Annotated in this window: 22 protein-coding genes; 7 read left to right on the top strand and 15 right to left on the bottom strand. The window is 66.8% G+C overall.

All coding sequences use genetic code 11. The annotated features are described in order from the left end of the window. Positions 1-9: 9 nt before the first annotated feature. Positions 10-1,149 carry a Fic family protein gene (locus OH799_RS17745; protein ID WP_406265125.1) on the top strand — a complete coding sequence of 380 codons (1,140 nt, stop codon included), beginning with the start codon at positions 10-12 and terminating at the stop codon, positions 1,147-1,149. A 78-nt stretch (positions 1,150-1,227) separates the two neighbouring features. Here the strand turns inward: OH799_RS17745 and rsgA are convergent, their stop codons facing one another. The 5 genes from rsgA to OH799_RS17720 form a co-directional block, all read right to left on the bottom strand. Then, positions 1,228-2,280, bottom strand: coding sequence for a ribosome small subunit-dependent GTPase A (rsgA, locus tag OH799_RS17740; RefSeq protein WP_406265122.1), 1,053 nt, complete (start codon positions 2,278-2,280; stop codon positions 1,228-1,230). After that, entirely contained in the window at positions 2,229-3,521 is a 1,293-nt protein-coding gene (gene aroA / locus OH799_RS17735; protein WP_406265119.1) for a 3-phosphoshikimate 1-carboxyvinyltransferase, read from the bottom strand. Before aroA ends, rsgA begins: the two co-directional genes overlap by 52 nt. Before the next feature lie 316 nt (positions 3,522-3,837). Next, positions 3,838-4,800 (bottom strand): RNA polymerase sigma-70 factor, encoded by a 963-nt coding sequence (locus tag OH799_RS17730; RefSeq protein ID WP_406265116.1) that lies wholly within the window; start codon positions 4,798-4,800, stop codon positions 3,838-3,840. A gap of 78 nt (positions 4,801-4,878) precedes the next feature. Beyond that, positions 4,879-6,063 carry an NAD(P)/FAD-dependent oxidoreductase gene (locus OH799_RS17725; protein ID WP_406265114.1) on the bottom strand — a complete coding sequence of 395 codons (1,185 nt, stop codon included), beginning with the start codon at positions 6,061-6,063 and terminating at the stop codon, positions 4,879-4,881. A gap of 615 nt (positions 6,064-6,678) precedes the next feature. Then, positions 6,679-8,187 (bottom strand): aldehyde dehydrogenase family protein, encoded by a 1,509-nt coding sequence (locus OH799_RS17720; RefSeq protein WP_406265111.1) that lies wholly within the window; start codon positions 8,185-8,187, stop codon positions 6,679-6,681. A 168-nt stretch (positions 8,188-8,355) separates the two neighbouring features. Between OH799_RS17720 and OH799_RS17715 the strand changes: the two genes are divergently transcribed. After that, entirely contained in the window at positions 8,356-9,147 is a 792-nt protein-coding gene (locus tag OH799_RS17715) for an SOS response-associated peptidase (protein ID WP_406265108.1), read from the top strand. A gap of 60 nt (positions 9,148-9,207) precedes the next feature. On the opposite strand, the gene OH799_RS17710 is transcribed toward OH799_RS17715, so the two are convergent. Together OH799_RS17710 and ybaK are read right to left on the bottom strand one after the other, a co-directional pair. Then, positions 9,208-9,528 (bottom strand): hypothetical protein, encoded by a 321-nt coding sequence (locus tag OH799_RS17710; protein ID WP_406265105.1) that lies wholly within the window; start codon positions 9,526-9,528, stop codon positions 9,208-9,210. Between the two features lie 72 nt (positions 9,529-9,600). Continuing rightward, positions 9,601-10,095, bottom strand: coding sequence for a Cys-tRNA(Pro) deacylase (ybaK, locus tag OH799_RS17705; RefSeq protein ID WP_357266954.1), 495 nt, complete (start codon positions 10,093-10,095; stop codon positions 9,601-9,603). Positions 10,096-10,390: 295 nt separating this feature from the next. Here ybaK and OH799_RS17700 point away from each other — a divergent pair, with 295 nt between their 5' ends. Together OH799_RS17700 and rsrA are read left to right on the top strand one after the other, a co-directional pair. Further along, positions 10,391-11,023 (top strand): sigma-70 family RNA polymerase sigma factor, encoded by a 633-nt coding sequence (locus OH799_RS17700; protein WP_406282217.1) that lies wholly within the window; start codon positions 10,391-10,393, stop codon positions 11,021-11,023. Between the two features lie 100 nt (positions 11,024-11,123). Continuing rightward, on the top strand, positions 11,124-11,390 hold the full coding sequence (rsrA, locus tag OH799_RS17695; RefSeq protein ID WP_406282214.1) for a mycothiol system anti-sigma-R factor: 267 nt from the start codon (positions 11,124-11,126) through the stop codon (positions 11,388-11,390). 79 nt (positions 11,391-11,469) lie between these two features. Here the strand turns inward: rsrA and OH799_RS17690 are convergent, their stop codons facing one another. Continuing rightward, the gene (locus tag OH799_RS17690) at positions 11,470-11,544 is read right to left on the bottom strand and encodes a 50S ribosomal protein bL37 (RefSeq protein ID WP_022597109.1); all 75 of its coding nucleotides are present in this window, start codon (positions 11,542-11,544) and stop codon (positions 11,470-11,472) included. Positions 11,545-11,634: 90 nt separating this feature from the next. On the opposite strand from OH799_RS17690, the gene OH799_RS17685 reads away from it, so the two are divergent. Together OH799_RS17685 and OH799_RS17680 are read left to right on the top strand one after the other, a co-directional pair. Next, positions 11,635-11,850 carry a biotin/lipoyl-binding carrier protein gene (locus OH799_RS17685; RefSeq protein WP_406265101.1) on the top strand — a complete coding sequence of 72 codons (216 nt, stop codon included), beginning with the start codon at positions 11,635-11,637 and terminating at the stop codon, positions 11,848-11,850. Between the two features lie 22 nt (positions 11,851-11,872). Continuing rightward, the gene (locus tag OH799_RS17680; protein WP_406265098.1) at positions 11,873-13,399 is read left to right on the top strand and encodes a sensor histidine kinase; all 1,527 of its coding nucleotides are present in this window, start codon (positions 11,873-11,875) and stop codon (positions 13,397-13,399) included. Between the two features lie 361 nt (positions 13,400-13,760). Here OH799_RS17680 and OH799_RS17675 read toward each other — a convergent pair whose 3' ends face one another. Further along, positions 13,761-14,015, bottom strand: coding sequence for a WhiB family transcriptional regulator (locus OH799_RS17675; RefSeq protein WP_011211115.1), 255 nt, complete (start codon positions 14,013-14,015; stop codon positions 13,761-13,763). Between the two features lie 252 nt (positions 14,016-14,267). Beyond that, entirely contained in the window at positions 14,268-15,212 is a 945-nt protein-coding gene (locus OH799_RS17670) for a diacylglycerol/lipid kinase family protein (RefSeq protein WP_406265095.1), read from the bottom strand. A 283-nt stretch (positions 15,213-15,495) separates the two neighbouring features. On the opposite strand from OH799_RS17670, the gene OH799_RS17665 reads away from it, so the two are divergent. Beyond that, a complete protein-coding gene (locus OH799_RS17665) occupies positions 15,496-15,909 on the top strand; it encodes a hypothetical protein (protein ID WP_406265092.1) in 414 nt (137 codons plus the stop codon). Here the strand turns inward: OH799_RS17665 and OH799_RS17660 are convergent. The 5 genes from OH799_RS17660 to OH799_RS17640 all read right to left on the bottom strand — a co-directional run bounded on the left by OH799_RS17660 (position 15,888) and on the right by OH799_RS17640 (position 19,646). After that, positions 15,888-16,625, bottom strand: a complete 738-nt coding sequence (locus OH799_RS17660; protein ID WP_406265089.1) for an endonuclease V — start codon at positions 16,623-16,625, stop codon at positions 15,888-15,890. The two genes, OH799_RS17665 and OH799_RS17660, sit on opposite strands and share 22 nt — an antisense overlap. Positions 16,626-16,637: 12 nt before the next feature. After that, on the bottom strand, positions 16,638-17,168 hold the full coding sequence (locus OH799_RS17655; RefSeq protein WP_406265086.1) for a GNAT family N-acetyltransferase: 531 nt from the start codon (positions 17,166-17,168) through the stop codon (positions 16,638-16,640). Beyond that, a complete protein-coding gene (locus OH799_RS17650) occupies positions 17,165-17,770 on the bottom strand; it encodes an acid phosphatase (RefSeq protein ID WP_406265083.1) in 606 nt (201 codons plus the stop codon). Before OH799_RS17650 ends, OH799_RS17655 begins: the two co-directional genes overlap by 4 nt. Positions 17,771-17,851: 81 nt before the next feature. Continuing rightward, positions 17,852-18,358, bottom strand: coding sequence for a nitroreductase family deazaflavin-dependent oxidoreductase (locus tag OH799_RS17645; protein ID WP_406265080.1), 507 nt, complete (start codon positions 18,356-18,358; stop codon positions 17,852-17,854). A gap of 58 nt (positions 18,359-18,416) precedes the next feature. Then, positions 18,417-19,646, bottom strand: coding sequence for a hypothetical protein (locus OH799_RS17640; protein WP_406265077.1), 1,230 nt, complete (start codon positions 19,644-19,646; stop codon positions 18,417-18,419). Between the last annotated feature and the right edge of the window lie 14 nt (positions 19,647-19,660).

Raw genomic sequence — 19,660 nt, 5'->3', positions numbered from 1 at the left:
CTGGCGGCCATGCTGTTCCCCACGCCCTCGCTGACGACAGCGGATGAAGCGGTGTTGGTCGAGGTCGACCGCATGCGGGATGAGCTGCGTCATCAGCTGCTGGCTACGGCGAAGTGGACCGGCGGCTTGCGGAAATTCCTTACCGCAGATGCTGTGGCCGCGTCCAACTCCATCGAAGGCTTCAAGGTCTCCACCGTGGACGTAGAAGACCTGATCGCCGGTGAACGCGATGTCGACGTCTCCGAAGAGGATCGGGAGGAGACGCTCGCGTATGAGCGGATGATGACCTATATCCAGACCTTGCATGACGCGGCGGATTTCGCTTACAGCAAGGGCTTCCTCAACTCCTTGCATTGGATGTTGCAGGGACACCGACATACTGCCCGCAAGCCCGCCGGCCAGTGGCGGCGCGGGCCGGTCTACGTCACCGACGCCCGTGATCCGAGCATCGCCGCCTACATCGCGCCGGAGGCCGATGCCGTGCCCGCGCTGATGGCGGAGTTGATCCAGTGGCTCGAGCACGACGACGGCTCTCATACCTTGGTCCGCGCCGCGATGGCCCACCTGCATCTGGTGTCGATTCACCCGTGGGCCGACGGTAACGGCCGAATGTCGCGGTCGCTGCAGACTTTGATGATCGCCCGCGAAGGTGTACTCGCCCCGGAGTTCTCGTCGATCGAGGCATGGCTGGGCCGCCCAGGCAACACGTGGGAGTACTACCAGGTGCTCGGCAGGCGCGGCCGCGAATACCGGCCCGACCAGGACGTCGCCGAATGGCTTCGGTTCAACCTGACCGCCTACCACCAGCAGGCCCAAACCGTGCACGCTCGTTTCCGGCGCTCAGGCCAGGTATGGGATGCCTTGACCGATTTTACGAATCGACAAGGTCTTGATCAAAGACTGGTCACCGCCCTGCACGACGTCGCGATGTCCGGCCGGGTCCGTCGCACCCGCTACGAACAGAACGAGGGCCTGAGCCTGCAGCAAGCCCAGCGCGATTTACGCGACCTCGTCCGCGCCCGAACCCTGGCGCCCGTTGGGCGCACGCGTGCCCGTTACTACGTGGCGGGACCGCACTTTCCCGAGACGGCGTTGGACCTCGCGCACACCCCGGCGGCTCTGGAGGACCCGTACGACGAGCGGCGCTGATCGGCTCAGGGCCCTGGGACATGCTCGCTCGGGCACCTCCGCCCGCTCGGTGAGCATGCCCGCGACGTCTCGACCCGGTCAGGACCAGCTTTCATTGGAGTTGAGGGCGGTCAGCAACATACGGATGGCGGCAACCCGCCGTCCCTTGCCGGGGAGGTTGTCGAGGGCACATTCGGGGTCGGCCGGTGGGCCGAGGTGGTTGCAGCCGCGAGGGCAATCCTCGATGGCGGCGGCGAGGTCGTCGAAGGCGGCGATGACGTCGTCGGGGGTGATGTGGGCCAGACCGAAGGAGCGGATACCGGGGGTGTCGATGACCCAGCCGCCGTCGGGAAGGGAGATAGCTACCGACTGGGTGGAAGTGTGTTTGCCCTTACCGACGCCGGAAACCACGCCAACCGCCCGATCTGCTTCCGGCACAAGGCGATTCACCAAGGTCGACTTGCCGACACCGGAGTGGCCGATCAAGGCGGTGAGCCTGCCGTCGAGCAGTTCGAGCACCGGCGAGAGCGGGTCGTCGACACCGCCGTAGATGATGATGAGATCCAGATCGTCGAAGGACGAGGCGAATTCGGAGTCGGCGGCCAAGTCGTGCTTGGTCAGGCACAGGATCGGCTGCAGCCCACCAGCGTACGCCGCGACCATCGCGCGCTCGACGAAACCGGTTCGCGGTGGTGGGTCGGCCAGGGCGACCACGATGAACAGCTGCTCGGCGTTGCCGACCACGATCCGCTCGAACGGATCCGTGTCGTCGGCGGTGCGGCGCAATACTGTTCGGCGGTCGGCGACCCGCACGATACGGGCAAGGGTGTCCGGCTTTCCGGACAGGTCGCCGACCACATCCACCTGGTCACCGACCACGATGGGAGTGCGCCCGAGTTCCCTGGCTCGCATGGCGACGATCAGTCGATCCGGATCGCCACCGAGTACACACCCCCAGCGGCCGCGGTCGACGGAGACCACCATGGCGGCTTCGGCATTGCTGTGCTGCGGCCGAGTCTTGGTGCGGGGGCGGGAACTGCGCCCCGGCCGGATCCGGACGTCGGATTCGTCGTAGCTGGCGGTGGAGCGTCCTGCCCGGCTCAGCGCACTCCTCCTTGACCGGATAGCGCGGGGTCGAGCATCCGCTCCCACAGCGAGACGAAGTTCGGTAGCGTCTTGGCGGTAGTCCCGATGTCCTCGATCTCTACGCCGGGCAGCCGAAGACCGAGAATTGCTCCCGCCGTCGCCATCCGGTGATCGGCGTAGGAATGCCACTTGCCGCCGTGCAACTCCGCCGGCACGATCTCCAGTCCGTCCTCGGTTTCGGTGACCCTACCGCCGAGCCGGTTGATCTCGGTGGACAATGCGGCCAGCCGGTCGGTCTCGTGTCCGCGCAGGTGCGCGATTCCGCGCAGCCGGGACGGGGAATCGGCCAGTGCGGCCAGCGCCGCGACGGTCGGAGTCAGCTCGCCCACGTCGTGCAGGTCGATGTCGATGCCCGCGAGCCGGTCGGGGCCGTGCACGGTCAGGACGCCGTCGAAGATTCGCGCCTCGGCGCCCATCCGAACCAGAATCTCGCGGATCACGTCGCCCGGCTGAGTGGTCAACCGCGGCCAGTGCGGGATGCTGACCTCACCGCCGGTGACCGCGGCCGCGGCAAGGAACGGGGTCGCGTTGGACAGATCCGGCTCTACCTCCCAATTCACCGCCCGGATCGGTCCATGCTCGACGGTCCAGGTCTGCGCCTTGCGGTTGTCCGCGGGCGCCTGCACCCGCACGTCGGCGCGGCGCAGCATCTCCACGGTCATCTCGATGTGCGGCATCGAGGGCAGCGCCTTGCCGTCGTGGTGCACGACGAGCCCCTCCTCGAAGCGGGCAGCCGAAAGCAACAGGCCCGAGACGAACTGAGACGACCCGGACGCATCGATGGTCACCGTGCCACCCCGCAGCGCGCCGGTTCCGTGCACCGTGAACGGAAGCGCGTCGCCGTCGATGTCGGTGCCCAGACTGCGCAACGCGTCGAGGATCGTGCGAAGCGGGCGGATCCTGGCCTGCTCGTCGCCGTAGAGCGCGACATCGCCGGACGCCAGCGCCGCGACCGGTGGGAGGAAGCGCATCACGGTGCCCGCGAGCCCGCAGTCGACCGTGCCGCCGCCCAGCGCGGCCGGGGTGACCGACAGTGTGTCGCCGTCCCCCTCTATACGCGTGCCGAGTGCGCACAGCGCGGCGATCATCAGGTTCGTGTCCCGGCTGCGCAGCGCGCCTGTGATCGTCGAGGGGCCGTCGGCCAAGGCGGCCAGGATGAGGGCCCGGTTGGTGATCGATTTAGATCCGGGCAGGGTCACGGTCGCGTGCACGGGGACATCGACATGGGGCGCTGGCCAGAAAGTCACTCGTCCATCATCGCACTGTGTGGTTTTTGCAGCGCCTGCGGCGCTGCTTGTTCGAGGCCCTTTGATGGGGGTCGAGGGAGTGATCCGATCGATCCGGTGCTAAGGAGTTGCGACCAGTGCCATCCAAGCCGGAGTGGTTATCGCCGCTCTGTACACATGGGTATGGTGACGCCGCGGTGTGAAGTCCAGCTGGCGTATCGGGGTGCCGGTAAGAAACGTGTCATCTGGTCCGGCTGGTCACCGACGAGAGTCCACCGATCGAGCGTGACCGGTAGGGGCCGCGGCACCTGCCGACGCCGGTAGCTCTTCCGCATATCTACATTTCCGGCTCGAGGGGTTGTTCTCGGAGTCCCTCGGAAGAGGCTTCGCCCGCGGACTGGATTCCACCTAGCTTGGTCGGATTGACCTGGAAGCGAATGTTTTCGATGCGGCCGTGGACGATGTCGTAGGTGAGCGCGCCGACCCGGTAGTCTCCGATCACACCGATAATGCTGAGTTCGCCATTGACAATGGCGGATTCGAGGCGGATGTCGGCGGAGACCGGCTTGGCCATGACGCCCAGCATCCAGCGACCCACATGGTCGGAGCCGTGCAGCGGGCGGCGGGCCGCAGTGACGATGCCGCCGCCGTCGTTCCACAGGGTCACGTCGGGGGCGAGCAGTTCCATGAGGGCGTTGAGGTCGCCGCCGTGGCAGGCGGCCATGAACTTCTCGGTGATCTCCCTGCGGGATTCGTCGTCGGCGTCGAAGCGCAGGCGGCGGGCCTGCACGTGATTGCGTGCACGGTGCGAGATCTGACGGACGGTCGCCTCGGGGCGATCCAGGAAGCCGCCGATTTCGGCGTAGGTGTAACCGAACACCTCGCGCAGTACGAAGACAGCGCGCTCGGTGGGATTGAGGGTTTCGAGGACGACCAGCATGGCGGTCGACACAGTGTCGGCCATCTCGGTCTCCTCGGCGGTGTCGGGTGCGGTGAGCAGCGGTTCGGGAAGCCATGGGCCGACATAGGTTTCGCGGGTGGCCCGGGCGGAGGTGAGGCGGTTGAGCGAGAGGTTGGTGATGGTGCGGACCAGGTAGGACTTGGGGTGCTCGACCGAAGCCTGGTCTGCTGCGTTCCATTTCAGCCAGGCCTCCTGCAGGATGTCCTCGGTGTCGGCGACGCTGCCGAGCATCTGGTAGGCGGTGCCGAAGAGCAGGCGGCGGTGTTCGACGAAGGGGTCGATCGGTGCGTCGGTCCGCTCGGCGGCGGGGGGCTGCCTATCGGTGTTGTGGTCCTGCATAGGACTCATATCTACTGGTCGCGGTGATCAGGGTCTACGGGGAGGCCGGATTCGTCATCCGGCCTCCGCCCCGGGGGATCATGCGGTTTCGCGGGTGGCGCGGCCGCCCTCGGACAGCTGCACCTGCGCCTTCATGTACTTGCTCATCTTGAAGGCCAGCGGCGGGGTGCTGCTCACCGACTGCTTATAGGCGACTGCGGCCTTGCCCTGGAGGTACCAGCGGTTCGGGGTGTCATCGGCATTGGTGAACTGGATGACCGCGTCCTTGCGGCCCAGGCTCACCGGCTGGTGGAAGTAGCCGTAGCGGAATGGCTTCACGGTCTTGCCGCGCAGCAGCCGGGCCAGGGTGTCGGCGGTGTAGGCGGCGGTGGGCAAACCACTCTGGCAGGTACCGTGGACCTGGCCCCAGTTCTGCTGAACCAGCGCAGCGTCACCGATGGCGTGGATCTCCGGGTGTGACACCGAGCGCAGGGTGGGGTCGGTGACGATGAGGCCTTTCGGGTCCGTGGCTATTCCGGCCTGAGCGGCCAGTGGTGAGACCTTGACGCCGGTGGTCAACAGGGTCAGCTCCGAGGCGATCAGTTCACCGGTGTCCAGTCGCACGGCATCAGGCAGCACCTTGGTGACCTTCACGCCGACCCTGCGGACCACACCGAGCCGGTCGAGGACTCGGTTCAGGTAGGCGCGGGCCTTGTCCCCCAGCATCGAGCCGGGTTCGGCATGGCTGACGAGCGTGACGGTCAGGCCCGGGTGTGCCTCGGCGATCTCGGCGGCGGCTTCGATGCCGGTAAGTCCGCCGCCGCAGACGGAGACGCCGCCACCGGCCAGGGCCACTTCGGTCAGGCGCTGCGAAAAGCGGTGCGCCAGGCGGGGATCGTCGAGCGTCCAGGCGTGCTCGTTCGCCCCGGGCACGGTGCTCGTGTCGGTGCTGCTGCCGAGCGCGTAGACGAGGTTGTCGTAGTGCAGGATCGCGCCGTCGTCGAGGGTGATCAGGCGGGCCTCGGCGTCGATGGCGGTGGCGGCGGCCTGGTGGAAGTCGACACCCGAACCGGTCAGCAGGGCGGGAATATTGTGGTTGGCCAATTCCTGGCCGGCGGCGACCTGGTGCATGCGCAGCCGCTCGGTGAAGCGGACCGAGGGGTTCACCAAAGTGATGCGCACATCCAGTTTGCGGGTGTTGCGAGCCAGCCGGATGGCGGCCAGCATGCCGGTGTAGCCGGCACCGAGGACGACGATTTCTCGGGTGGTGGTTTCGGTGTTCATCGCTTGCTCCGTGGGGCTCGTTCTGCGTGGTCGGCTATGGGACAAGACAACCCGTCCGAACGTGACAACTCGTTATTGTGACCTACGTCACTATGATCCAGCTGGGCGGCAATGGGTCGAAACTTCAGGGGGCCCGGGCGCTCCGTCCTGCGAGACCAGCAGCGCCCGCAACCGGAACTGGCACCCCGCCATCGCTGCTAGGTGCGGGCGGCGGCGTAGCGGCTAGCGGAAGCGACCAGCGGCGGTCAACTTCGAGCCATGTCGGTTGGTGCCGTGAGGTTGAGGTGTTCGAGAACTCCAGGGCACGATTGGGGGAGATCGCGTTTCGCCTGTTGGGTTCGGCGAGACGCCCGAGGCGTGGCTGACGAAGGTTCTCACCAGTTGTGTTGGAAGACTGGCTCTCACGTTGCTGAAGCGCAGCAACGCTCTGGCTGTGTCATCGCAGGCCGGCGACCGACGGCCAGAACACGTTGTCTGATCGCGCCCCACTCATGGAGCTGGTAGTTGCACTTGCGGGAGTCCGGCATGGATCTGTGTAGACGATCGGGTGAGTGGAGCGGTCGGGCACCCGACGTGGCGTCGAGTACCCGAACCACTTGTGCAGCTTCGCTTTCCCTACTTGTGCCGTCCGTGCAGGAGCGGGACCAGCTTGCGGAGCAGCTTCATGGTGGAGTTGGTGCGGGAATAGCTGAGCAGCGCCATACCGGGGATGGCGAAGCGCTGCAGCGCGATCGAGTGCGGGCGGACGAATTCGCGCAGGCCGGGCTCGCCGTGGATACGGCCGATGCCGGAGTCGCCGACTCCGCCGAAGGGCAGGCCGGGGATGGCGGCGAAGGCGAGCACCGAATTCACCGAGGTGGCGCCTACGCGCAGCCTGCGTGCGATGTCCAGGCCGTTCTCCTTCGAGTACACCGCGGCGGCCAGGCCGTATTTGGAGTTGTTGGCAAGCTCGACCGCCTCGTCCACGCTGTCCACGGTGCGGATGGTGACGGTGGGGCCGAAGGTCTCCTCGCACACAGCCTCAGAGCTCTCGTCCACATCCACGAGCACGACCGGCTCGATGAATGGGGCGTTGACCGACTCCGTCCCGCCGAGCACCGCGGTGCCGCCGTTCTTCAGCGCGTCCTCGATGTGGCGGCGCACGATATCTACCTGGCTCGGCATGGTCATCGGACCGTAGGCGGCTTTGTCATCGGAGCCGGGCTTGATGTCGGTCAGGATGCGCTTGACCTCGGCGACGAATTCCTCGCGCACCGAGCGGTCTACGTACACCCGCTCCACACCCGCGCAGGTCTGGCCGCTGTTGGCGGTAGCGCCCCAGGCAACAGCGTCGGCGGCGGCCTTGATGTCGGCGTCGGCCGCGACGATCACAGCGTCCTTGCCGCCGCATTCCAGCAGGATGGGGGTGAGGTTCTCCGCCGCGGCGGCCATGATCCGCTTACCGGTGGCCGTGGAGCCGGTGAAGGCGATCTTGTCGACGCCCGAGCGGACCAGCGCCGCGCCGGTGGCGCCGTAACCGTTGATCGTGACGAACACGCCCTCGGGCAGTTCGGGGTTCGCCTCGGCGAACGCGTCGGCGAGGAAATTGCCGATGCTCGTCGAGAATTCACTCGGCTTGAACACCACGGTGTTGCCCGCGGCCAAGGCGTACGCGATGGAGCCGTTCGGGGTGTAGACCGGGTAGTTCCACGGACCGATCACGCCGATTACGCCGAGTGGGCGCTGCTCGAGCCGGGCGGCGAAGTTCGACATCAGCGCGCCGGGGTAGATCTTTTTGGGGGAGAGAACCTTCTTGGCGTGCTTGGCCGCCCATGAGATGTGCTCGAGTGCGAGCATCAGCTCCAGAAAGGCGTCGTCGAGCGGCTTGCCGTTCTCGGCGTGAATCAGCTCGCAGAACTTCTCCGAGTTCTGCGCCAACCTGCTCGACCAGCGCAGCAGGTAGCCACGCCGCTCGTCGAAACTCAGCGCGCCCCAGGTGGCCGCCGCCGCTCGGGCCTTCGTGACCGCCGCGGCCACCGCGGCGTCGTCGGCGATGACGTGCGTGCCGATCACCTCGCCGGTCGCCGGATCGACCGACGTGAGTGCCGTACGGTGATCGGCCGGTTCGGTGTCGGTGGATGTCACAGTGGGTCTCCTCTTGCCGTCTGCGGTGGCTGGGTTGGTGCGTACGCCCGAATGAAGGGGCATAGCGACCAACTCTGTGAGAGAATGTTATGTCAAAACTCTCAACTAGTCATCAACTACTGATCGATTGTCCCCGAGACTGTCGGCGGCGGGTGGGAGTATCGGGATATGTGCGGACGATATGCGACCACCACCGACCCCGGCAGGCTCGCGGTCGAGCTGGATGCGATCGACGAGACCGAGACCAATGGCGCTCCAGCCGCGTTCACCAACTACAACGTCGCCCCGACCACCCAGGTCCTGACCGTCGTCGAGCGGCACCAACAAGGGCGCGAGGACGACAGTCCGACGCTGCGTATCCGGCGCATGCGCTGGGGATTGATCCCGGTTTGGACCAAGGCCGCTGAGCGCGGCGTCCCGGTGAAGGGCAAGCCGCTGTTCAATGCCCGCGCCGACAAGGCCGCCACCACGCCGGCCTTCCGTGATGCGGTGAAGTATCGGCGCTGCCTGGTGCCGATGGACGGCTGGTACGAGTGGGTGATCGCCCCGAACGCCGAGCCGGGCGCGAAGGGCAAGGTCGCCAAGCATCCGTACTACATGGCGAATGCCGACGGATCCCGCCTCTACATGGCGGGCCTGTGGTCGGTGTGGCGCGATCGTTCCCAGTCGGAGAGCGAACCGCTGCTGTCGTGCACCATCCTGACCACCGACGCGATCGGCGACCTGACCCGCATCCACGACCGGATGCCGCTGCCCATGCCGAAGGAGCATTGGGACGCCTGGCTGGATCCGGATCATCCTGCGCCGGCCGGCCTGCTGGACACCCCGAGCGAAGAGGTGGTCGCGGGGATCGTGCCGCGGTCGGTACCCGCGCTGGTCAACAGCGTGCGCAACAATGGGCCGGAACTGCTTGCCCGAGTGCAGGATCAGGCCGAGGGCGGGCAGATCAGCCTGCTCTGATCCACCGGACCGGGAAGACACGAAACCGGGCAGCCGAACTGCCCGGTTCGGATCAGCCGATCAGAGCGAGCACTTCACGCTCGGGGTCATGATATTCAGCCCGCACTTGATAACCCCGGCGAAAAGATCGATGATCTTGCTGGTCACGCTCCCGCCGAGCTTCTCGGCTTTCTCGGACCTATCATCCTTCTTCAGCTTTCCCCCACCGGAGGGGGCGTCATCGCTGCCTAGACCGTCGAAGGGGAAGTCGCTGACCTGCATGATCGAAGGGGTGTTCGGCGCGGCGGTGGACTCCGAGGCAAAGAACGTTACCGAACCGAGAGCCAAGACGAAAGCTCCGAACAACGCGACGATCATGGTGCGCAAATGCTGCGCGGACATTCGCATCACATCCTCGAGTCGAATGAACCTGGCCCATTCAGTAACGCACAGATCACAGCGAATCGGGCCGAATTACACCGACGCCACCGGCGCTGTCACCGCTGAAGTCAGCCGGACCAGATCGGCGGGCGCCAGCTCGATCTCCAGTCCACGCCGCCCCGCGCTGCACAGCACCCGGTTCCAGGACAACGCGGACGCGTCGACCACGGTGGGCAGCGGCTTGCGCTGGCCGAGCGGGGAAATGCCGCCGAGCACGTACCCGGTCGTCTTCTCCGCCCGCGTCTTGTCGGCCATGCTCGCCTTCGATGCCCCGAGCGCCGCGGCGGCGGCCTTGAGCGACAATGTGTTCGGCACCGGAAGCACGGCCACCGCGAGCGAGCCGGTAGTCAGCTCGATGACCAGGGTCTTGAAGATCTGCTCGGCCGCGAGCCCGAGCTCAGCGGTCAGCGCGTCGACCGCCTCGGTGCCGTAGGAGTCGGCACGCGGATCGTGCTTGTAGGTGTGCACACGGTGGGCCACCCCCGCCTGGGCCAGGGTACGGATCGCCGGGGTCGAGGCTCCTGCCATGGCCGAAACTCTAGCGGCGCGACCCCGCAGGGGCGGCAACGGCTCTTGGTGCCGGACAGTGGCTACGGGAACACCGCGCGGGCCGCGCATGTTGTAGGCGATACATAGCGCTCGGAGGGATTTCAGCCCTCTGTCGCACGTGACAAGGCCCTGTGAAGACGTGAAGGAGATGTCGGTGCCACTGCTGCTCGACGACCGTCCGGGATGGACCGAGGCGTTACCGACACGAGCCGGATTCTCGCTCGACGTGCCGTTGCCGGTAGATTTGGCAAGTACGGCGATCGAAGGGACAGGTGTGACGAGCGACGATGACGTGGTGGCCGACGGTGTCGCCGCGGTCGACGATGCCGAGCTGGCTCAGCGCTTCGAGCGGGACGCGCTCCCGCTGCTCGACCAGCTCTACGGCGCCGCGCTGCGCATGACCAGAAATCCGGCCGACGCCGAAGACTTGGTGCAGGAGACCTACGTCAAGGCGTTTCAGGGATTCAAGTCCTTCAGGGAAGGCACCAACCTCCGTGCCTGGCTGTATCGAATCCTGACCAACACCTACATCAACTCCTACCGCAAGAAACAGCGTCAGCCCGCGCAGTACCCGACCGACGAGATCACCGACTGGCAGCTGGCCGCGACCGCCGAGCACACCTCGCAGGGGCTGCGCTCGGCCGAGGTCGAGGCGCTGGACGCGCTGCCGGACGACGATATCAAGGCGGCACTGCAGGAACTCCCGGAAGAATTCCGGATGGCGGTGTACTACGCCGACGTCGAAGGCTTCCCGTACAAGGAAATCGCCGACATCATGGGTACTCCCATCGGTACGGTGATGTCTCGGCTGCACCGCGGCCGCAAGCAACTCAAGGGTTTGCTCGCCGATGTGGCGCGCGAGCGCGGATTCAACCGTTCGGGGGAACGCCAGGAGGTCAAGCAGTGAGCGAGCGTAGCGAGCGAGCCGCAAACGCAGCTACCGCGGTAGTCACGACGGAACCGAGCGCCGGCGAGGTGGAGTCGTGAGTAACGAGCGGGACCCCGACATGGAGCTCGACTGCACGGCGGTACTCGCCGACGTGTGGTTGATGCTGGACGGCGAATGCGACGACGCCGCCAGAGCCCGGTTGCAGCACCACATGGACCATTGCGGCCCTTGTATCGAGGCCTACGGCATCGAGGAGAAGATCAAGGGTCTGCTCAGCCGAAAGTGCGGCGGCGACCGCGCGCCGGATTCCCTGCGCGAGCGACTGACCATCGAGATCCGTAAATCGACCACCTTCATCGAGAGCACTGTCGAGACGTCGGAGTAGCCGAGCCGGACATGCCGAGCGGCACGCCTTCCCAGCGGGAAGTGCGTGCCGCTTCATGCTTTTCGGCTGAGCGTTTCGCTCAGGCGTTCGGCCGCTTGCCGTGGTTGGCAGCGTTGCCCTTCCGGCTGCGCTTCTTACGTCCGCGCTTACCCATGAGTAGTCTCCCTTCTGGTTGAAGCACATTGTTTCATGTGTGGTTGGCTGTAGTTTCAGCGGATACAGGCCAACGAGTGAATGGGGTGTCATGGCTGAGGAAGTACTCGCCGAGCTGGTGTCGGTCGTCTACCAGGTGGTCGTCGAGGAAGGCGCCAACGTGCAGGAGGGCGACACCCTGGTGATCCTCGAGTCGATGAAGATGGAGATCCCGGTGGTCGCGGAGTCCAGCGGCACGGTGACCTCGATCGGCGTCAAGGAGGGCGACGCGATCAAGGCGGGCCACCTGATCGCTGTCATCTCCTGACCTATCGCGGCGGTAGACCTTCATGGCGACTCTGAGCGAGCTCCTGGCCGAGCACACCGACCTACCCGGCGTCGCCGTCGACCATCTGCAGCGGGTGGTGGGCGATTGGCAGCTGCTCGCCGATCTGTCCTTCGCCGACCTCCTGCTCTGGGTCGGAGCGGGCCCGGTATCGGCGGGGGCCGACATCGTGTGCGTTGCCCAGTGCCGCCCTACCACGGCGCCCACCGTGCATCAGGAGGACATGGTCGGCACGCTGGCGCTGAAAGCCGATCATCCTCAAGTGTTCGAGGCGCTGGTAACCGGCAAGGTCGTGCGCGCGGACAGTGATGCGGACAGTGATGTCGAGACCTCCGGTGTCTACCATCCGCGCCCGGTGCACGCCGTGCGCGAGGCCATTCCCGTGCGCTGCGGCGACGACGTGATCGCGGTGCTCAGCCGGGACACCGACCTGCAACGCTCCCGGGTCCGCAGCACGCTGGAGATCGCCTACGTTGCCTGCGCGGACGACCTGTGCCAGATGATCGCCGACGGCACCTTCCCCACCACCGAGGACCGCGCGGCCACCCATTCCAGCCCGCGCGCCGGGGATGGTTTCATCCGGCTCGACACCGAGGGCATCGTCGTTTACGCCAGCCCGAACGCGTTGTCGGCATACCACCGGATGGGTTTGCAGGCCGATCTCGCGGGACAGGATCTCGCCGTCACCACCCGCTCGTTGATCACCGACCCGTTCGACGCGCAGGAGGTGGTCGGCGACATCCAGGCTGCCCTGGCCGGGCGGACCGGACGGCGCATGGAGGTCGAGGCGCGTGGCGCGACCGTGCTGCTGCGCACGTTGGTGCTGCGCCCGCACGGTGAACTGGCAGGCGCCGCCGTACTGGTTCGCGACGTCACCGAGGTCAAGCGCCGCGACCGCGCGCTGCTCAGCAAGGACGCCACCATCCGGGAGATCCACCACCGGGTGAAGAACAACCTGCAGACCGTCGCCGCGCTGCTCCGCCTGCAGGCTCGCCGCACCGAGAACGAGGAGGCGCAGGTGGCGCTCACCGAGTCGGTGCGCAGGGTCACCTCGATCGCATCGGTGCACGAGATGCTGTCGATGTCGGTGGACGAAGAGGTGGACCTGGACGAGGTCGTCGACCGGCTGCTGCCGATCATGGCCGACGTCGCCACTGTGCACACCGCCCGGATCAAGGTGCGCCGGGCCGGTTCGCTCGGTGTGTTCTCCGCAGAGCGCGCGACCCCGTTGGTGATGGTGCTGACCGAACTGGTGCAGAACGCCATCGAGCATGCCTTCGACTCCGGGGAGAACGGCACCGTCACCATCCGTTCCGAACGCTCGGCCCGCTGGCTCGACGTGATCATCAGCGACGACGGCCGCGGTCTTCCCTCCAATTTCAGCCTGGAGTCCTCCGACCGCCTGGGCCTCCAGATCGTCCGCACCCTCGTGACCGCCGAACTGGGCGGCTCCATCGGCCTGCACCCCGGCGCCGACATCGGCACCGACGCGGTACTGCGCGTCCCTCTGGGCCGCCGCTCCGCGCGATAATTTGCTGTGCTTGTTTTGCAGCGCCTGCGGCGCTGCGTGTTCGCGGCCCCCTTGTGGCTCGCGTCCGAGCGACCGCCGCTGGCGACTTCGTCGCGGACGCGTCGGCCGCTCGGACGCGAGCCGGGCCGCGAACGGGAATGCTAGGTCTCGCTGCGCTCGGAACCGGGGGTTGGGCCGGTGTGGTTGCGTCGCGCCGTAATCGCAGCATCCAGTGATTGCGGCTGTGTCTTGTGGCGTGGCGAACACCCGGCGCCGAACAAGCACAGCCGCGAATACAACACAGCCCGGCACCTTTGCGGGTGCCGGGCTGAAGATGCGTTACCGGGCCGGGCTGAATGGCCCGGTAATGCGGGTCGTCTGGCTAGACGACAGTGCGAGTGCGGGTGCGCGCGTTCCGGCGTTTGAGTGCCCGGCGCTCGTCCTCGCTCATACCACCCCACACACCGGCATCCTGTCCGGACTTCAGGGCCCAGGATAGGCAGTCGGCGGTGACGGGGCAGCGAGCGCAGACCAGCTTGGCATCGGCAATCTGTGCGAGCGCCGGACCACTGTTACCCACCGGGAAGAACAGCTCGGGGTCCTCATCGCGACAGATGGCCTTGTGGCGCCAGTCCATTCCTCTGCTCCTTTGCTGGGCGCCGCAAAGGGCGCCTATGGTTTCTGGTTCGTTCACTTGTGCGACTCGAATGTTTCCGCACGGTTGCTTGTGAATGCTTTCACGAACACCGTAGATGTCAATAGGCATGCGGTGCACCGTGGGGAAGCTCACGCTTTCAAAGTCCCCCTACGGGGAACCTGCCCGGTCCTTTGTACTCGCTCTACCGGGTTTTTGCAGCACAACCGCGATGTTTTTCGCGGCGTTTCGCACTCAGTCCGGCTGAGGCGCGATCACCCCGAGGACGTTGGGTACCGACGTGAACTCCACCACGTTGCGCTTTCCGATGAAGTCGCCGTCGATTTGCAAACCGATGGGTTCCTTGGTCTCAATTCTTACGGAGGGAACGTCGTCTTCACGAAACAAGTTGCGGGACTTGGGGTTTCCATCGGCGGCAAGAAGTTGACGCGCGAGCAGGAGGGTGGGGAGCACGGCCATCGAGCGGACGGCAAACAGACCGAGTCCGCTCTCGAACCGGGTGCCCGGATTGGTGTGCACCGGGGTGGTGTTCAGGTAGGTCCACGGTGTGGTGTTCGTAACAAAGGCGTAGTGCACACCGGGCACCGCCACATGACCCGGTATTTCGATCCGAATTGTCGGTTCCTTGCGTCTGGCTCGGAAGAATTGCCGCACAGTTGTTCGAACATAGCGTGCGGGTGTGACCGGGTGACCGTCGGCGCGGCTTGCGTCGATCGCCTCGCACACGTCGGCGTCCAAGCCGACGCCGGCGCTGAAGCAGAACCAGCGGTCATCGGCCATTCCGAGCCCGATTCTGCGGTCCTTGTCCAGCGTCAGCAGGTCGATGAGCTGGTTGGTCGCGGTGACCGGATCGTGCGAGATGCCCAGCGCTCTGGCGAAGACGTTCGCCGAGCCGCCGGGGATCACGCCGAGGCGGGGCAGCCAGGCCTGGCCGTCGTTCAGTTCGGGTAGCGGCAGGAAACCGTTGACGGTCTCGTTGACGGTGCCATCGCCACCGTGCACCACGATCAGGTCCATCTCATTGGTAGCGGCCCACTGCGCCAGTTCGGCGGCATGGCCGCGATGCTGGGTGTGTGCGACGGTCAGCTGGGTGCGGCTCTCCAGCGCGTGCGCCAGCAGGTCCCGCGTTGCCGGCGTAGTCGAGGTGGCATTCGGGTTCACGATCAGGAGCGTCCGCACGTTCGCAGCCTAGTTCGCTCCGGACCCGTGCCGGGAAGCGGCAAACGCAACCTGGGGGGCTCGCGCCCCTCGGCCGACGCCACGGCGGTGTCCCGTTCGTCTGGGTCGTAGGCTTGCCGCGTGAGCGAGCGCAGCGAGCGAACCACAAGCACGGCCGAGCATCGCTCGGTCATGGCGGAGCCGAGCTCTGGCGAGGTATCCCGATGAGCGAGCGTCAGCGAGTGAGCCGTGGAAACAGTGCTCTGTCGTGCAGGACCGAGCCGAGTGCCAGCGAGGTGCCCCGATGAGCGACAACGGTTCAGCCGATGTGCCGACGACGGTGCGTTCGGCTGGTGGTGTGGTGACCCTCGAAGGGGTGGCCGCCGTGGTCGTGTCGATCGTGCTCGTCGTGCGCGGGCTGCTCGGCCACGACCAGAGCGCGACGAGCGGGTACGGAACGGCCGCCTGGTTCGGCATCCTAGGCGGCGCCGTGCTGGCCGCGGGCATCGGACTGCTACTCGGGAAGCGCCGGGTACGCGCGATGGCCGTCACCGCCCAGTTGCTGCTGCTTCCGGTCATCTGGTCACTGCTCACCGATTCGCACCAGCCGGTCTACGGCGCGCTGCTCGGGATCGTCGCGGTCTCCGCGCTCGTGCTGCTGTTCGCGCCGCCGTCGACCCGCTGGATGGCGCAGGACTACGGGGTCGAGCCGGAGTAGCCGGAGTAGTTCGAGGCAGCCGCTCGGGAAGCGGGCTGACGGGCGGTGCGCAGCGCCGCACGGCAGAGGTGGTCGGCGTGTCTGGTGGTTTCGGGCAGTCGGTAGCGCGGGGTCAGGGCGAGCACCTGCGCACACGCCATGTCGAGATCGATGCGGTGGCCGACGGACACAAACACGGGTTTCACGCCGGTCCGGGTGCGCAGCGCGCGTCCGACCACCTCTCCGTCGATGGTGATGTCGGTGGCAGCGCCGCGCTCCCGGCCGGGCTCGGCGTACTCGCCCCATGCGGTTTTCGCGACGCCGATCGTCGGCACTTCGGTGAGCAGTCCGAGGTGGCAGGCCAAGCCGAAACGGCGCGGGTGCGCCAGCCCCTGTCCGTCGCAGACCAGCAGATCAGGTGCGGTATCGAGCTTTTCGAGGGCGGCGAGGGTGGTCGGGATCTCGCGGAAGGCGAGCAGGCCGGGCACGTAGGGGAAGGTGGCGACGCCGTGCGCCACGGTAGAGGTGACGGGCCTCAGAGTGGTGGCGTCCAGGACGACTGCCGCGGCGACGGCGCCGGTGTCGTCGTAGGCGGAGTCGAGCCCGGCTACCATGTGGAACCGCAGGCCCGGCGCGGTGCGCTGATCGACCCGCGGCCGTAGGTCGTCCTGGATCACCATGGCCTCCTCGGCCGTCGTCGGCCAGGAAACGCGGTCGACGTGCGCGAGCCACGACATGGCCGGTGCCGTTTACCGCGCCTCGGCGGCCAGCGTGCCGAGGGCGGCGCCCCCGAGCCGGTAGCCGACCCACTCGTCCTGCACCACGGCGCCGATCGACTCGTAGAAGTTGATCGAGGGCTGGTTCCAGGTCAGCACCGACCACGCGACGCGACTGTAGCCGTTGTCCACGGCCTCCTTCGCCAGTGCCGCCAGCAGCGCCTTACCGTAACCCTTGCCTCGGGCCTCCGGCTTGACATACAGGTCCTCCAGGTAGATGCCGTGCACCCCGTCCCAGGTGGAGAAGTTGAGGAACCAGATGGCGCAGCCGACCAGGCCGGTGTCGTCCGCCACCACGTGGGCGAAGACTTTCGGTTCCGGCCCGAACAGCGCGGTGTCCAGCTGCTCGGTGGTGACCGTGCACTCGTGCTGTGACTTCTCGTATTCGGCCAGGTCGTGGACGAGGCCCACGAGCGAGGGCACGTCGGAGGGGACGGCGCGTCGCAGGACAGCCGCGCCGAGGTCGGCGGCGGGGTCGGTGGCGGGGGGGCCGGATCGGGTCACAGTGATGCTCCGTGGGATAGCAGGTTGTGCGCATGGATGGTTCGCGCGTCGTGTTCGTAGCCGAGCACGGTCAGCGCACCGGTTGACATGGCGAAGCGGCGGCCCTCCCGGATGTCGAATTCGGCCCACCGGGCGATCAACGCCCGGGAGAAGTGGCCGTGCCCCACCAGCACGATATCCCGATCCGGCAGCACCGGTGCCACGCAGGCGAGCATCCGGTCCGCCCGGGCACGCACCTCGTCGGCGGTCTCGCCGTCGGGGACTGCTCCTGTCCAGATGGTCCAGTCGGGTATGGACTCGCAAATCTGCGGGGTGGTCAATCCCTCATAGGCGCCGTAGTCCCATTCGGCCAGGTCGGCGTCGACCACGATGTCGGTGAACCCGGCCAGCGTCGCGGTGTGCACCGCGCGTTGCCGCGGGCTGGTGAGTACCAGCGGGGCCCGCAGGTCCAGCGCGGTCAGCAGGGTGCCCGCTGCCCTGGCCTGGTTCTCGCCGCGTTCGGTGAGCGGCAGATCGGTGCGGCCGGTGTGCCGCCGCTGAGTGGACCAGCTGGTCTCGCCGTGCCGGAGTAGCACAACGCGGGCGTCGTCGAGTGCGGACATGAATCCATCATGGGCCACGCCACACCGCTCGAGTCGGCTCGTCCGACGCGCTGCCTTCAGGCCCGTATCGCGGCCCGGATGTCAGCCGGATTCGGCCGGTGTCAACACCACCAGAGGCAGCGCCCGCGCCACCCTGGCCTGGTAGTCGGCGAGGAGCGGGTTGTTTTCGAGCGCCCAGCGTGCGAACTCTTTGTACTCGTCCCCCTCGAGGGCTCGTGCGGTGGCAGCGAATCTGTCCGTGCCGATATCGATCGTGACCTTCGGATCGGCTTTGACGTTGTGGTACCAAGCTGGATATTTGTCCTCTATGAACGAGCTGACGTACATGATGTCGCCGCGCCGCAGCAAGCCGAGCGGCACGACGTGTTCCTTGCCGCTCTTGGCTCCGGTCGTGGTCAGCAGAAGCAGCTCGCCGCCCGCGTAGGCGCCGCCCACTTTGCCGCCGTTGTCGCGGAACTCCTTGATGACGCCGTCGTTCCAGTGCCTGATGTCCTCGTCGGAATACTCCTGATTCCATGGGGCCGCAGGATCGTCGTAGGTGGTGATACCGGGCTCGGAGTTCGCTGCGGAAGAACTGTTTTCGCTCATCCCGGCAGTATGGCGTGACCCACCGACAACCTGCCGGAGCGTACGTCGCCACGGTGCCTCAGCCGAGGGCGTAGAGGGTGTCGCCGCGCTTCTCCAGCACGGTGCCACCGAGCACGGCGAGGGAGATCGGGGAGTTGTCGTATCCGGGACGGTCGACGGGTACGCGGGTCAGTTCAGCGCCGGAGCTGGGGTCGAGGATTGCGATGCCGCCGGCGACCGGCACGAGCAAGCGGCCCGCCATGGCGGCGGGGCTGCCGAGGGCCCGGGGGGCGGTCCACAGCGGGTCGAATGTGCTGCCGTTCAAGGCGATCACGCTGTTGCCGGTGAACACCAGGTATGCCGAGCCGATCCGCGTCGTCGTGCTCGTTTCGCTCAGCGGCGCCGAAAGATCATGCAGCACAACCGGATTACCGTTCCCGTCGTACACCGCAAGGCGCGGCGGCAGCTTTTCCGTGCCCGCGGACGCGCCCGGGAGGTACAGCACGATTCGGCTGTCGGACACCGCGATCACCCGCGCGTCGGGAGACTCGGCGCCGAGACCGGTCAAGACGTGCGAGCCGTACTCTTCAGGCACCGTGTTGTCCTTCGGCGCCGGGTTGAGCACGGTCAGCCGGTTGGCGGGGTCGGTCGGGCAGCGTTCCAGGACACCCAACCGGGAGGGGCTGGAACTCGCCGACAGCAGCGCGCAGCCTTTGCGCGGTTGGGTTTTCACGTTCACCGGCGCGTCGACGAAGCCGTACTCGAGGGTGCGCACCAGATCCGAGCGCCACACCTCCAACCGCTCCGGGCCCTGAGCGACCACATACGTGCCGTCGACCGACAGGCGCACATTCGGGTCCATGTAGCTGCTGCGCGCGGTTCGCCGGGCGCCGTTGTCTCCGGCGAGCAAGGTGGACTGACTGCAGCCACGGTGGTCGCGGTACACCGCGACCACCATCCCGAACTGGCCCTCGATCCCACACAGCGGCATGTCGCGCTGGTACTTCCACAGCTGGCTGCCCGTACGCGGATCGCGGCCGGTGACGGTGCCGTCGGCACCGGTCACCGCGACGCCGCCGGACGCGAGCGCCCGCGCACTCGCGTTGTCCGGCGCACGCCACAGTTCGCGCAGCGAGGTCGGCAGCTGATCGGCCGCGACCGGCGTCGGCACGGTGGTGGCCGCGGTCACCGATTCGGTGCCGGGCGAGTCACCGTGCGCCCACACCACGATCCCCGCGACCACCACGAGAACCGCGATCGTCAGTGCGGAGATGATGTCGGCGCGCGTCCGCCGCTCGGGTGCGAGCACGAGTGCGAGACTAG

The organism is Nocardia sp. NBC_00881 (genome assembly GCF_045207455.1).
Classification (GTDB): domain Bacteria; phylum Actinomycetota; class Actinomycetes; order Mycobacteriales; family Mycobacteriaceae; genus Nocardia.
Note: the sequence above shows the minus strand (reverse complement) of the source record. Positions and strands in the feature narration are given on the sequence as shown.